Annotated in this window: 13 protein-coding genes and 2 tRNA genes; all 15 read left to right on the top strand. The window is 50.2% G+C overall.

What is annotated here, in order from left to right; all coding sequences use genetic code 11:
- The first annotated feature begins 268 nt into the window (after positions 1-268).
- The 15 genes from P1S59_13310 to P1S59_13240 all read left to right on the top strand — a co-directional run bounded on the left by P1S59_13310 (position 269) and on the right by P1S59_13240 (position 14,022).
- Positions 269-403 (top strand): hypothetical protein, encoded by a 135-nt coding sequence (locus P1S59_13310; GenBank protein MDF1527219.1) that lies wholly within the window; start codon positions 269-271, stop codon positions 401-403.
- Between the two features lie 234 nt (positions 404-637).
- A complete protein-coding gene (locus P1S59_13305; protein ID MDF1527218.1) occupies positions 638-2,287 on the top strand; it encodes a hypothetical protein in 1,650 nt (549 codons plus the stop codon).
- Entirely contained in the window at positions 2,274-2,807 is a 534-nt protein-coding gene (locus P1S59_13300; protein MDF1527217.1) for a CDP-alcohol phosphatidyltransferase family protein, read from the top strand. The genes P1S59_13305 and P1S59_13300 overlap by 14 nt, the downstream gene beginning before the upstream one ends.
- A 2-nt stretch (positions 2,808-2,809) precedes the next feature.
- Positions 2,810-4,087 carry a hypothetical protein gene (locus P1S59_13295; protein MDF1527216.1) on the top strand — a complete coding sequence of 426 codons (1,278 nt, stop codon included), beginning with the start codon at positions 2,810-2,812 and terminating at the stop codon, positions 4,085-4,087.
- Between the two features lie 433 nt (positions 4,088-4,520).
- A tRNA-Val gene (locus tag P1S59_13290) sits at positions 4,521-4,595 on the top strand.
- 145 nt (positions 4,596-4,740) lie between these two features.
- Positions 4,741-6,666 carry a threonine--tRNA ligase gene (gene thrS, locus P1S59_13285; protein ID MDF1527215.1) on the top strand — a complete coding sequence of 642 codons (1,926 nt, stop codon included), beginning with the start codon at positions 4,741-4,743 and terminating at the stop codon, positions 6,664-6,666.
- A 1-nt stretch (position 6,667) separates the two neighbouring features.
- The gene (infC, locus tag P1S59_13280) at positions 6,668-7,186 is read left to right on the top strand and encodes a translation initiation factor IF-3 (GenBank protein ID MDF1527214.1); all 519 of its coding nucleotides are present in this window, start codon (positions 6,668-6,670) and stop codon (positions 7,184-7,186) included.
- Between the two features lie 61 nt (positions 7,187-7,247).
- Positions 7,248-7,445 carry a 50S ribosomal protein L35 gene (gene rpmI / locus P1S59_13275; protein ID MDF1527213.1) on the top strand — a complete coding sequence of 66 codons (198 nt, stop codon included), beginning with the start codon at positions 7,248-7,250 and terminating at the stop codon, positions 7,443-7,445.
- Between the two features lie 50 nt (positions 7,446-7,495).
- Positions 7,496-7,861 (top strand): 50S ribosomal protein L20, encoded by a 366-nt coding sequence (rplT, locus tag P1S59_13270; GenBank protein MDF1527212.1) that lies wholly within the window; start codon positions 7,496-7,498, stop codon positions 7,859-7,861.
- 496 nt (positions 7,862-8,357) lie between these two features.
- The gene (gene pheS, locus P1S59_13265) at positions 8,358-9,374 is read left to right on the top strand and encodes a phenylalanine--tRNA ligase subunit alpha (protein MDF1527211.1); all 1,017 of its coding nucleotides are present in this window, start codon (positions 8,358-8,360) and stop codon (positions 9,372-9,374) included.
- Between the two features lie 278 nt (positions 9,375-9,652).
- Positions 9,653-11,701 carry a phenylalanine--tRNA ligase subunit beta gene (gene pheT, locus P1S59_13260; GenBank protein MDF1527210.1) on the top strand — a complete coding sequence of 683 codons (2,049 nt, stop codon included), beginning with the start codon at positions 9,653-9,655 and terminating at the stop codon, positions 11,699-11,701.
- Positions 11,702-11,917: 216 nt separating this feature from the next.
- Positions 11,918-12,199 (top strand): integration host factor subunit alpha, encoded by a 282-nt coding sequence (locus P1S59_13255; protein MDF1527209.1) that lies wholly within the window; start codon positions 11,918-11,920, stop codon positions 12,197-12,199.
- 41 nt (positions 12,200-12,240) lie between these two features.
- Positions 12,241-12,609 (top strand): MerR family transcriptional regulator, encoded by a 369-nt coding sequence (locus P1S59_13250; GenBank protein ID MDF1527208.1) that lies wholly within the window; start codon positions 12,241-12,243, stop codon positions 12,607-12,609.
- A 369-nt stretch (positions 12,610-12,978) separates the two neighbouring features.
- Complete coding sequence (locus P1S59_13245) at positions 12,979-13,554, top strand: response regulator (protein ID MDF1527207.1); 576 nt, start codon at positions 12,979-12,981, stop codon at positions 13,552-13,554.
- Positions 13,555-13,945: 391 nt separating this feature from the next.
- Positions 13,946-14,022, top strand: a tRNA-Pro gene (locus tag P1S59_13240).
- Positions 14,023-14,274: the final 252 nt, after the last annotated feature.

The following is a 14,274-nucleotide window of genomic DNA, read 5'->3' as shown; positions in this document are numbered from 1 at the left end:
TTGTAAGGAAAGGGAAAACGACGCTTTTCCCTTTCCGTGGAGCGAAAAGTCCCGGATTGGACTTTTTGCGACTCTATATTATTTTTTCCTATATGGAAATTATTTGGTTATGGCTTTTACCGTTAGCGCTGGAATATACCTTAGGTGTTCTGTTAAGATAAATACATAACTATCTGTAATTAAACATATTACGGCCGTCATAATGATTCCGGGTTCCAGACCCTGGACCCCAGAATCTAGACTCTGCATTTCCCCGGGAGGAAAACCGATGAAGCTGTATGACGACAAAAAAGAGCTCTTCGAATCCGTTGAAAAGGGGGAGTGGGGTTCTGTCGACAACCTTGCCGGGGAGATCGCGGTGGCCAGAAAAGCGGCCGAGGCTACCTACGGCAAGGATCAATAGTGGCGGGGTAACTGGGGTGCGGGGCATCGGGGAAAACCAGGTTTGATGTTTGAAATTTGAGGCTTGCCCTGAGCCTGTCAAAGGGTTTGACGTTGATCTTACATTCTGCGTTCTCATCCCGTTCGCTATTCACTGTTCACTATTTACCGATCACCGATCACAGATTACTATTATTTCCCCCCAACTTGTTTTAAACTACCGCATTAATTTTTAAACCGCACTCGGAGGACACCCTTGAAGATCATCAAAGCGACAGGTGTTATTTTACTTGGCCTGGCCCTGATGGGGATTGTGATCCCTTATCCGGTTATGGCAGAGGCGACCAAGGTTCGCGTATCGGCCCATGCCGCCATCGAAAAGGGAGACGTAGCGGCTGCCCAGAGTGACGCCCAGGCAGAGGCTCTTCAAAAGGCTGTCGAAATGGTTCTGACCCAGATCGTGCCTGAAAGAACCTACGATGCCCTGGAACCGCTTCTCGAGTCAAGAATCCTGCCCCAGACGGAGCGCTTCATCTCCAACTACCAGATCGTGAGTCAGGATGTCAGCGACCGGGCTTACACAGTTCATCTTTCGGTGACCGTGGATACCTATCTGCTGCGGAAAAATCTGGTGCGCATCGGTGTAATCAAGGAGCCCGGTAGTCCTCCTTTGGCTGCTGTTTTTGTGACGGTGGACGCGCCTCTCGGACTGGATCACGTCAAATCTCTGGGTACCGTGGCTCAAAAGGCAGTTTCTGAGGCTCTGGATAGCGCAACTCTCGTTATTATCCCTCCTGCTGGTGAAGACACAGGGTTCAGAGTCATCAGGCCTCCTCAGGCTCCAGTAGCGTTGGTGTCTGGAGGTCTGGTCTCACTGGCTGATCTGGCTATCGGAGTCCTTTTTAAAAAAAATGGTGAAGCGGTGGTGACCGGCAGCACAATGACCATTCCCATGTACCTTACCGTTCAGGCTGTTGATGTTGAGACAGGAACCTTGCTGGACGTTGCTATCCAGGAACTGGAAGTCAGCCTGGGGACCCGGGATGGGACTTTGCTTTCAAAAGGTCTCGAGAAAACCATAGACGAGATGGTTTCACGGATGTCGGGCAAGCTCACGGAACGTTATCTGGCCGGAGAAGCCAAGAGAGGGTCTATTGATCTGGTCTTTGAGGGTAGACATGACGCGGTCACTGTGAGGCATGTATTAAATGAGATGCAGTTTCGCCTGGGAGAAACAACATCCATCGTCCCGGTGAGTTTCAGTCTTGACCAGTCCCATTATATTATATGGACATCGAAAGCATTGGACGATGCTGTCCGTGTCCTTTCCATGCTGGAAAGAAAACTGAGGCCTTTCAAAGTGGAGGTTCATGAAGGCGGGATAACCCTTACCATGACTGGTGAGGCGGTTACTACCGGTGTTCGGGAGTTTGGTGAAGAGGTAACCTTTTACAGGCGGTTGCCGGTGCCCGGGATAGAAAACCCTGATGATATCCGAAAGATCGAGTTTGTTGCCTGGCAGGAGATCGAGGGCAACTCTGAATCGGGAAGCGCAAATGATGCCCCTGTTGGGATGGGAATCCTGGGAAGGGTTGATCCTTCGAGGGACCTGGACTTTTTCCGATTTAAACTGCCTGCCGAAGCAAAGGAAGTGTCTGTTCTGGTGGAACAGACGGGACCCGGTGAGGTCCGATCACGGGTAAGAGTCTTCGCCGGCGGCAGTCTTCTTGAAGATCAGCTCGCCAAGAGCAGAGGGAAAGCTTTGTACTTCACCTTCCAGGTTAGCCCGGGTATGACCGATTTTCAACTTTCCGTTGAAGACTTCCTTGGACGATATCCTTCCAGGTTTCCCTATGTGCTGAAGGTGGGGATCATAGCTAATAAGAAGGCAGATGAACCTACCTAACGCTATTACGATAATCAGGATTCTCCTGATCCCGCTTTTCCTTTACAAGATCATACAGGGTGAGATGATCTTCGCGGCGGCAGTGTATCTTGCAGCTGCAATCTCCGATGGATTGGACGGTTTCATAGCCAGGGTCTGGAAGCTTCAGACGAAGCTCGGAACCTTTCTGGATCCGTTGGCGGACAAACTCCTCATCACGGCCTCATTCCTCACACTTTCTGTGCTCAAGATCATTCCTCTCTGGATAACCCTGGCTGTCATCAGCCGTGATTTCATCATCGTGAGCGGAAGCCTGCTCGTATATCTAATGAAAAACGAACTGACCATTCGACCCCAGCCTATCGGCAAGATCACGACCTTTTTCCAGTTCAGCTACATTCTCCTCGTCCTCCTTCAATCAGCCGCAGATATCTCCTTTCTATTCTATCTTTACCGGCCCATGTTAGTGATCACGGGCGGTCTGACGATCATTTCTGGTGCTGTTTACATCTTTGACGGACTGAAGGTTCTGGAGGACTGAACTTGCCTGGCTGCAGATCCTGGTTCGTTATCCTGTTAATACTGGTCATGCCTTTCGGCGCCCATGCAGGGATCCTTAACCTCAGGAGCGGTCTGGGCACGATCGCACAAAAGGACAGGGATTCCGGGGGCTCAACCCGCTATAGCGCTGTCCTTCTGGCAACTTCCTATCGTACACCCACATTTGAATTCGCGTTGGATCTCCCCCTCAGATGGGATACTCAAACCTGGGAGTTCGACCGTGATGACTGGAACAGAAAGGGAGATCCGCTAAGACCTTTGAACGCCCTGAGGTATAGTTCCGGCACCGGGCACATCAGTGGCGGGCTGGAGGTTTTTACTGACTGGACGCCGGGTGATGGATTCCTTGTTCGGGATCTTTCCGGAAGGGGAGAGATCGATTATGTTCTTCCGGGTGTCAGGATCCAATGGACGGAGGAGCATTTTGATCTGGATGCCGGAATGGATCGGCCAGTGGATCCAACGGTGCAGGCCGTTGCTCTTACGTGGAGGGTTTTCAGGGGGGTTACGCTTGTAGTTGAGGGAGCAGTTGATCCGAAGGCGCCCGTGGCTTTCAGCAGGGACTCTATCGGAGGGCGGCCCGATACGTACGATAGTGAACGTTTGACAGCCGAGGCGGCAGGGATCCGGGTGGAACTGGTCGAAGGAAACGTTCTGGACTTTGGTATTGGTGCCCATGCAGGAGACATCAACGGGGAAGCGAAAGGAAGAGGGGGGGAGCTGTCTGCCACCCTGGATTTTACACACAGCTATCTTAATCGGCTGAAACTGCTGTTCAGGTCCATTATTTGTGAAGGCGGGTATGTGCCGGCATGGTTTGATGCCTCATACCCGGTTTACAGGTGGGGCCCCAACAGCCAGCCTTTTTTGGGATCGAATCCGCTGGATGGGACAATGCCGGACAGAACAATGCGTTCCTACGATATTCAGTATGACCTGGGTGATTCTTTCAGTATAAGCGGAGGGCTGGACAGGTTCGACGACGATTCCATGAGTAGAGCCAGGTTTGAAGCGCAGCTTAAAGAGGAAAATGGCAGAGGTCTGGAGATCTCGATATGGTCAAGGGCAGACAGTCCGGACATCAAACTGTTTTCGGAGGACTCAGCTCTTCATTCCAGGGCGAGCGCACTCTATAATTTTCTCCCTCACTTTCTTTTCAGTCTTTCCTATGAGCACTCCTGGGCTTTCCAGGAGGAGGAAGCAGGTTTCAGACCTTTGAATTCCCTGATGTTGGGTGTGGTGTATGACATTTCCCTGTGAAATGGGTAGATCGGCTTTTCACAGGGAAATGAGTGCAAAGTGCAGAGTGCAGGGTGTAGGGGGAAATATAGACCAATGCCCAAAGCCCAAAGAGAACCTCAAACCTCAAACTTCAAACTTCAAACCTGATATTCTTATCTTATTGCGAACAACGGGGTATCAAATTACAATACAAGGTGTAAAGTTTGATGACTTCGCAAAAAGTCATCAATGCGCCCCGCGCGGGGCGCCCAAATCAATGACTCCGGATATAAGTCATTGATTTGTAAGGAAAGGGAAAACGACGTTTTTCCCTTTCCGAGGAGCAAAAAGCCGATTACGGACTTTTTGCGACCCTGTCAAAGTTTAGAGGGGAATATTTGAATCAGCATATGCCTTGAAACTGTATTCTTGACAAAGGTTGCGGCAGTTGCTAGTAAGATTTTCGTTCTGTAGGCGCGTAGCTCAGTGGGAGAGCGCTTCCCTGACGCGGAAGAAGTCGGCGGTTCAATCCCGCCCGCGCCTACCATGCGCTTTTCAAACCAAGGCATCCTGGTCACCAAAAATCAGGATGCCTTGTTGTTAGGAAAAAATGTTTGAAGTTTGAAGTTCACGGTTTGACGTTGAAACCTCAAACATCAAACATCAAACACCAAACCTCAAACCCGGGAGTATTGGCGTTGAAAATAACATTTCCAGACGGTTCAAGCAGGGACTACGAGGCTGGCACGACCCTGGGACAGGTTGCCGAATCCATTAGCCGCAATCTGGCCAAGGCATCCCTGGCCGCAGAGGTCGACGGGTCGCTGAAAGATATGTCCACCCCCCTTAAACAGGCATCCCTGGTTCGCTTTCTGACTTTCAACGACGAAGAAGGGGTGGATATATTCAGACACAGCTCTTCCCATGTGATGGCCCAGGCTGTGAAAAGGCTCTATCCCAACGTAAAACTGGCCATCGGCCCTCCGATCCTGGACGGTTTCTATTACGACATCGATCTGCCGGAAAGCATCAACGAGGAGGATCTTAAACGGATTGAGAAGGAGATGGACAGGATCGTTGCCGAGAAAGTACCTTTCACCAGGGAGGTTCTGTCCAGGGAAGAGGGCATCAAGCTGTTTGAAGAGCTTGGGGAGGAATACAAGGTCGAGCTGATCAAGGAGATCGAGGACGATACTGTCTCGGTTTACCGGCAAGGTGATTTCGTGGATATGTGCCGCGGACCTCACGTCCCTGATACAGGCTATGTGAAAGCCTTTAAGCTCCTTCATACAGCGGGGGCTTACTGGAGAGGCGATGAACATAAAAAGATGCTGCAGCGTCTGTATGGGACCTCCTGGGTCGATAAAAAGGATCTGAAAGCCTACCTGGAGCGGCTCGAGGAAGCCAGGAAAAGGGATCACAGGAAACTGGGCCGCGAGTTGGAACTTTTCTCTATAGAGGAGGAAGCGGGACCAGGACTGGTACTCTATCATCCCAAGGGCGCTCTGGTCAGAACCCTCATAGAGGATCTGGAAAAAAAGGAGCACCTGAGGCGGGGTTATCACATTGTCATGGGTCCGCAGCTTCTCAAGGTGGACCTGTGGAAGAAATCGGGGCATTGGGATAACTATCGTGAGAACATGTACTTTACAGAGATGGAGGGCGCTCAGTACGGCATAAAGCCGATGAACTGCGTCGCCCACATGCTAATATACAAGTCCGCTATTAGAAGTTACCGGGACCTTCCCCTGAGATACTTTGAACTGGGTACCGTCCACCGGCATGAGAAATCTGGTGTTCTGCACGGATTGCTGCGGGTCAGGGGGTTCACCCAGGATGATGCCCATATTCTGTGCACTCCAGAGCAGCTCAACTCTGAGATCAGGGGTGTCATCAACTTTGTGCGCGATATGATGGGGGTCTTCGGTTTTGAATATGAAATGGAAATTTCCACCAGACCGGAAAAATCTATCGGCAGCGAGGAAGACTGGGAAAGAGCAACAAAAGCCCTTATGGAAGCTCTGGATGATGAAGGTATCAGCTATAAGATCAACAAGGGAGATGGAGCTTTTTACGGACCCAAGATAGATGTTATCTTAAAGGACGCCATTGGCCGCATGTGGCAGTGCGCAACTGTCCAGTGTGATTTTGCTCTTCCGGAACGGTTCGAGCTGGAGTATGTTGGCGCTGACGGAGAAAGGCATCGTCCCATTATGCTCCACAGGGTTATTCTGGGGTCCATCGACCGTTTTCTCGGGGTTCTCATCGAGCATTTCGCGGGAGCCTTTCCGGTGTGGCTGTCCCCTGTTCAGGTCAAGATATTGACAATAACCGACAGGAGTGCTACCTATGCTCGTTCTGTAGCGGGTAAACTTCGAAAAGAGGGTTTTCGTGTAGAATCGGACCTTCGAAATGAGAAGATCGGATACAAGATCCGTGAAGCCCGCCTGGAGAAAGTACCTTACATGCTTATTCTGGGAGATCAGGAAGCCGATACCGGGACTGTGGCTTTAAGAGACCGGGAGGACGGCGACAGGGGGACTGTGTCCCTTGAGGATTTCGTGGAACAGGTGAGGGATCTGATGTCCCCACCCGCAATCCCGTACAAGGAGGAGTGAGATAGCAGCCGAAAAGAAAATCGCTGTCAACCGGATGATCACCGCCCGGGAACTGCGCGTCATAGGACCCGAAGGTGAGCAGCTGGGTATTCTGGAAAAACACAACGCCATAGCAGCAGCGGAGGATAGAGGCCTCGATCTGGTGGAGGTCGCGCCCACCGCCGATCCTCCAGTCTGCCGAATAATGGATTACGGCAAGTTCAAGTACGAACAGAGTAAAAAAGCTCAACTGGCAAAGAAGAACCAGAAAATCATTCTGATCAAGGAAGTAAAGATTCGTCCCAAAACGGACGATCATGATCTTGAGACCAAGGCCAAACACGCCAAACGCTTTCTGGCCGAAGGTAACAAGCTTAAGATAACAGTACGGTTCAGGGGCCGCGAGATCGTTCACATAGATAGAGGCAGGATGGTCCTGCAGAAGTTGACGGAAATGCTTGAGGATATATCGGTTGTTGAAGCTCCGGCGAAAATGGAGGGTCGTAACCTGGTCACGATCCTGACACCCATCGCCCAATAGAGTGTAACCTCATCAATAGCGGGATGTGTAATAGCCCGCAGCATCGCTAACGGAGTACAAAATGCCCAAGATCAAAACAAACAGGGGAGCCGCCAAGCGTTTCGGGAAGACTGGGACCGGCAAAATAAAGAGGCGAAGAGCCAATCACAGCCACATACTGACCAGCAAGGATCAGAAGAGAAAACGCCGGCTTCGCGGCGGCACTTTGGTTCATGCTGCAGACGTGAAAAATATCAGGAAATTAATCCCCTATATTTAAAATCTGACGAAAAACTTTCTCAGATTTTAAATATCTAAAGGAGTTACAGCATGCCCAGAGTAAAAAGGGCGGTTCACGCCAGAAAGAAAAGAAAAAGCCTGCTTTCCCTGGCTAAGGGTTCATGGGGCGGAAGAAAGAACCTTGTAGGTCAGGCCCGAATGACTGTAGAAAAGGGGCTTGCCTATGCTTACCGCGATCGACGCAACAAGAAACGGGATTTCAGACGCCTGTGGATCGTGCGGATCAACGCGGCTGCCAGGAACCATGGTCTTTCCTACAGCAAATTCATTCAGGGACTGAATCAGGCTGGCGTCACGTTAGATCGCAAGGTACTTTCCGATATCGCTGTTCATGATGATGCTGCCTTTGCGGAACTTGTCAAAGTCGCATCAGGAGGCCTTGAGCAGAACACCTGATCTTCAAAACGTGCCGTTTTGAAGATATTTTTAAGCTGACTGGTCAGATCTTTGTTTTCCAGGTTTAAGTGCCTGGGAAATGCATAAATAAGAATATGAGAAGCGAAGACGGAGATCGGTTTTTCGTTACGGAACGTCGAAGAGAGGGGCAGCCCTTGGCTGAAAGCTTCCCCGGCGGTCCCGGATGGCCTTTCACTCCCGAGCTTCCTGCCTGAAACAGTTGTTTAAGTAGGGCAGGACGGATTCTCCCCGTTACAGGAGATGGGCGAGGGGATTATTCATCAACCCTGGCCCACCGAGAGCCCCCGTATTGCGGGGAAATCGGGGTGGTAACGCGGAAATTATTCCGTCCCCTTGGGGCGGAATTTTTGTTTTTTTGAGATAGTGAATTGTGAAATGTGAGTTAAATCAGTGAATAGTGCACAGTGAGCAGTGAATCCCGCCAATGGCGGAACCTATTCACGTTTCACGTTTCACTTGGAATAAAGGATGACACATGGAAAAACAGGTAGAAAAGCTCCTGAAGGAAGCAAAGAAGGTTGTGGATGCTGTCGCGACTATGAAGGAGTTCGACGACGTCAGGGTCCGGTACCTCGGCAAAAAGGGAGAAGTAACCTCCTTGCTGAAAGGTCTCGGGGCACTATCATCGAAAGAACGTCCTGCCGCCGGCCAGGTTGTAAACATGGCAAGGAAAGAGATCGAAGAACTCCTGGCGGATAAGAAAGAACTGATCCAGGGGAAAGAGTCGGAGCTCAGTCTCAAGAGGCAGGTGGCCGATATCTCACTTCCAGGCGTTGACCAGGTGCGAGGCACCAGGCATCCGGTTATCCGGGTCATGAATGAAATGCTTGATATTTTCAGAGGGATGGGGTTCACGGTCCGACAGGGACCTGAGGTGGAAAAAGATTATTATAATTTCGAAGCTCTTAATATTCCCAAGGATCATCCTGCCCGTGATATGCAGGATACATTCTACGTCGATGAAGATATCGTTCTGAGAACCCATACATCTCCAGTCCAGATCAGGGCGATGGAAATTCAGGACCCGCCACTGAGGATCGTGTCACCGGGGCGTGTCTACCGTCACGATTATGATGTTACACATTCACCCATGTTTCATCAGGTAGAAGGGTTCATGGTGGATGAAGGCGTTGCGTTCAGCGATCTTAAAGGGGTGCTTGTAGAGTTTGTCCACCAGTTCTTCGGCAACCAGGTCCCTGTCCGGTTCAGGCCAAGTTTTTTCCCGTTCACTGAGCCCAGCGCTGAAATGGACATGGGGTGTGTCATGTGCCACGGGAAAGGCTGCAGGGTCTGTTCCGGCACCGGGTGGCTGGAGGTTCTGGGCAGCGGGATGGTCCACCCTGAGGTTTTCAAATCTGTTGGTTACGATACTGAGAAATATTCGGGTTTTGCCTTCGGGATCGGGGTGGAAAGGATAGCCATGCTTCATTACGGCATCGATGACATCAGGCTGCTGTTTGAAAATGATGTTCGATTTCTGAAACAATTCTAGGCAACTTCAGAAATCGAAGTGAACTGTTAAGCGTGAAAAGTGAACGGTTGAAACTGCTCAAACCAAAAAGTTATATTTCATAAATAACTTTAGCTTTGCTTCACACGTATATGTAAAACATTGATTAATTTTAATATTCAATCATGCAATTCAGGCCGTATATAGCACATAAAAATTAACAATGTTTTGTGAATAGTGAGAGTTTGAAAAGCCTTTTATCTCCTGTTCACCGTTCACGATTTACGGTTCACCAATTCAACAGAATTTGGAGATTTTCCATGAAAGTAAATTTAGATTGGCTTACCGACTACGTCGACATAAACGAGGACACTCAAACCCTTGCAGATGCTTTGACCATGGCGGGGCTGGAGGTGGAGGGGATCCACGAGGTTGAAGGGGAGACCGTTCTGGAGGTGGGGGTGACACCCAACAGGCCTGATTGGCTTTGCCACCTTGGAGTTGCGAGGGAGATAGCCGCCATCTACGGCAGGAAGCTGAAGGCTCCCAGGACGAAACTTTCAGAGGATGGGCCAGACGTTCAGGCCATGACATCCATTGATATCGAAGATCCCGAAGGGTGTTCGCGATACAGCGGGCGTGTCGTTCTGGGCGTTAAACCGGGCAGCTCTCCTGAAAAAATCGCGTTGAGACTGGAATCAATAGGGATCCGGTCCATCAGCAACGTTGTTGACGCAACCAACTATGTCATGATGGAACTTGGCCAGCCGCTTCATGCTTTCGACTATCATCGGCTTGCAGAAAACAGGATCGTGGTCAGAAAAGCTCTGAAGGATGAAGTGCTGGAAACGCTGGACGGCCAGAAACGTACGCTGTGTGTTGACGATCTGCTGATCTGTGACGGGTTCGGGCCAGTGGCACTGGCCGGAATCATGGGCGGTATCAACTCTGAAGTCGTGGAAGGCACAAAGGACCTTCTTCTGGAAAGCGCCTGTTTCGATCCGCCAACCATAAGGCGGAGTTCCAAGCGTCTTGGGCTTTCCACAGAAGCATCCTATCGGTTTGAACGGGGAACAGACCCCAGCGGTACCGTAAGAGCCGTAGACAGGCTGGCGTACCTCATACATGAATGGGGCGGTGGTGAGATCTGCAAAGGTGTCTGCGATGCCCATCCCCGACCTGAAGAGGTGAAGGTCGTTCAGTTCAGGATGCCCAGAGTTTCAGCATACCTTGGGGTGGATATTCCCGAAAAGGATGCCGTTTCCGCCCTTGAAAGGCTGCAGCTTGAACCGGAAAATAAGGATGGGGAAGTCTGGACGATCAACCCTCCAGGGTTCCGCCGAGACCTTGCCATCGAAGCGGATGTCATCGAGGAGATCGCCAGGATTTACGGCTACGATCGCATACCTGTCACCATGCCCGTGGGCAGGACCGTCCCCATAAAAACAGACCCTATGGACAGGTTACAGGAAGGTGTCAGGGATACTCTGGAAGGTCTCGGATTCAATGAAGCAGTTACATACAGCTTTATCAGTGAATCGGACATTGAAGATCTGGGGATCGGCGGCGGACTTGATCCTGTATCTCTCATAAACCCGATTTCCGATGAGATGACCGTAATGAGAACCAGTATACTTCCGGGGTTGCTGAAGGCCCTCCGGACGAACATCAGCAGAAGGATGGAAGATGTCAGGCTGTACGAAACAGGCCGGGTATTTCTTCCCTGCGGCGAGTGTGAATTGCCGGAAGAACGCGTGAGAGTGGCTGGAATAATGGCAGGCGCCAGAAACAGGAAAAAGTGGTTCCGGGCACCGGAAGAGGCTGATTTTTTTGATATCAAGGGTGTGGTGGAATCGATGCTTGATTCAGTGGGTATCCATGATATCTCCTTCAAGGAAATGGATATCCCGTACCTGCAGCCCGGACAGAGCGCCTGGGTGATGGCAGGAGGAGTTTCACTGGGAGTGACCGGTACACTTCACCCCTCCCAGAGGGAAAAGTGCAGATTAAGGGAATGGGCCGGTGCCTTTGAGCTTGATCTCCATCATATGCTCAGTATCGATACGAGTAAAAAGTACAGGCGAATTCCCCAGTACCCTGAGGTGCTCCGGGATCTGGCTGTCGTAGTGAGCGGTGATATAGCCGCTGAACTTATGGAGGGTGTCATCCGTGAGAAAGGTGATGACCTTGGCAGGGTGTACCTGTTTGACCTTTACGAGGGTAAAGGAGTGCCTGAAGGAAGCCGGAGCCTGGCGTGGTCCCTTAGTTTTCAGAGTGCTGAAAGGACTCTCACCGACGATGAGGTGGATTCCAGTATGGCAGCCATCGTGAAGGCGCTGGGCAAGGAGTTTGGGGCACGTCTGCGCTGAATAATTTCAGGCGCAGACGTGTGTGTAGAGTGTAAAGTGCAGGGTGTAGAGGGGAAATTTGCAAATATACATAACTGACAGAAAAGTTTTTTACTCTGCACTAAAAAAGATTGGCCGTGGCCAATCTTTTTCGCTTGACCAAAGCTCTTCAATGACATTAAACTACAAAGTCTTGAAAATGAAGGGAATTGTCACAATAGCCGGAGGGCTTAAAAGATGACGAAGGCCGATATCGTTGAGGTGGTTCACAACAGGACCGGTTTTTCCAAGAAAGAATCCTCTGAAGCGGTGGAGTCGATCCTGGATATCCTTAAGGAAGTTCTTGAGGAGGGAGAAAAGATCAAGCTATCAGGATTTGGTAACTTTGTTATCAGGAAGAAGGAAGTCAGGAAGGGAAGGAACCCCAAAACGGGGCAGGAGATGGAGATCACGGCAAGGAGCGTTCTGACTTTCAAGCCAAGCCAGAAACTTAAAGATCATATTAACGGGGCCGAATGATCCTGCCAGCCTGACTCTGGCCTTAATTACCGGGCAACGATTTGACGAATTCTATCGAGATCCCTGATAAGCTATTTTTCAAGATCGGTGAAGTCAGCCGCCTCACCGATGTCAAAGCTCACGTCCTGAGATACTGGGAGAGTGAGTTCCCCATGCTCAATCCCCCCAAAAACAGGGCCGACCAGAGAGTTTATAGAAAGAAGGATATTGAAACGGTTTTCCTCATCAAAAAACTTCTTTATGATGAGAACTACACGATTTCAGGGGCCCGCAAGAGACTGAGGGAAGTGAGAAGCGAGGAAAAGGCCAAAGGCCAGATGGATCTCTTTTCAGGCGGGGTGGACCGGAAAAAGGTGGAAGCTGCCATCATTGATCTTGAGAAGGCGTTGAGTATAATTGAGGGGCCGTGATTAGTGACTCGTGATTCGATTTTAATACCTTAAATCCATGTTTGACGTTGCGGCCCCGAGGGGGCCTTTATCATGATTGATGTTTGAAGTTTGAAGTTATGGCCCCCGATGGGGCTTTTTTTTTGCTTTAACAATACAGCCTAACCCTCTAACAGATAACAATAAATGGCCCATGCCGCAGTGTCTTGGGTACCGAAATCCCAGCTCAGGTTGTAACCTCAAACCTTAAACATCAAACATCAAAAATCAAACCCATAGCTTTCATATGCTTGTTACTTAACGGTTTTAGGAATTGACAACTTTGGAGAATCTGGTATATTTTTTGTGAATATTGTGGTTATTGTCAGACTGAAACGCGAGGTGACAACCATGCAGGTAAAAATCAAGGTCAAACAGAACTACACCCCCAATGATGTGGGGTCGCTGCTGGGAGTCCACCACAACACGATCAAGAACTGGATCAAGAGCAAGCAGGTGGTGGCCTTTCAGACTGTGGGTGGACATTATCGTGTGCCCAGACGCGAACTGGTGAGGCTCATTAAGGGTAGAGACCTTCCTGTCCCTGAGGAACTGCAGGGACCCATGGGGCTTGTCTACGTTGTGGATGACGACGAGCTCATCCGCAAGGCTATGGACGATGCGCTTTCCGTGGATTATGAGGTCTACACCTTTAACAACGGATTTGATGCTTTGATGCAGGTCGGAAGGCTGAAGCCGGACCTCCTGGTACTGGACATTTATATGCCGGGTATCGACGGGTTCGCCATGGTCAAGAAGCTGCGTCAGGACCATAAACTGTCCAATCTCCGGGTGTTTGGGATGTCGGGCAAGGATGTCAGTCCCCTGGATGCTAAAAATGCGGGCTTTGACGAGTTCTATGCAAAGAAGGATGGGCTGAAGGTTATAGTGGATGCGGTTAAAGATCACCTTGGAACGGGGAGATAAATATATCCGTTCCCAAGGAGTGCAGAGTGCAGAGAAAATTACAGGGCCCCGATGGGGCCCTTTTTATTGCAGAATCCAGGAGCCAGGAGGAAAGCTAGCACGCAGCACGCAATGGAACGGAACAATTACGGGTCAGCATGTAAAACATGAAACATAAAACATTGGCCTTAGGCTGGCCTCATTCCGGGAAACGACTCGGAATCCAGTCGGTATTGTCATAACCTGTCATTCCGGGCACTGACCAGGAATCCAGTCGGTCTTGTCATAGCGAGGCCTGAAAGGTTTTGGGAATCTTGATCTTGGATTTTGTATCCTAAAACTTATCAGTCATTTCGGACAACAATCCTTGACTAAGCGTTCCTCAACTGCTAAATATCGCTGTTCCACTAAACGGGGCGTAGCGCAGCCTGGTAGCGCACCTGAATGGGGTTCAGGTGGTCGGAGGTTCAAATCCTCTCGCCCCGACCATATAAAAAAACAGAGCCGCGGTTTTGATCGTGGCTCTGTTTTTTTTATCTGGTTCGAGTCAGGATTGTATCTTTCCGGCCACCTGAAAAGTGGTGGTCGGAGGCTTGGGAGGCCGTAGCCGGTTGGTCATCCAAGTCAATAATTACAGTCAGTGACGCATTTTGGCGTAGGCTCCTTCAAATCCTCTCGCCCCGACCATATAAAAAAACAGAGCCGCGGTTTTGATCGTGGCTCTGTTTTTTTTATCTGGTT

This window comes from bacterium, assembly GCA_029210965.1.
GTDB lineage: Bacteria > BMS3Abin14 > BMS3Abin14 > BMS3Abin14 > BMS3Abin14 > JALHUC01.
Note: the sequence above shows the minus strand (reverse complement) of the source record. Positions and strands in the feature narration are given on the sequence as shown.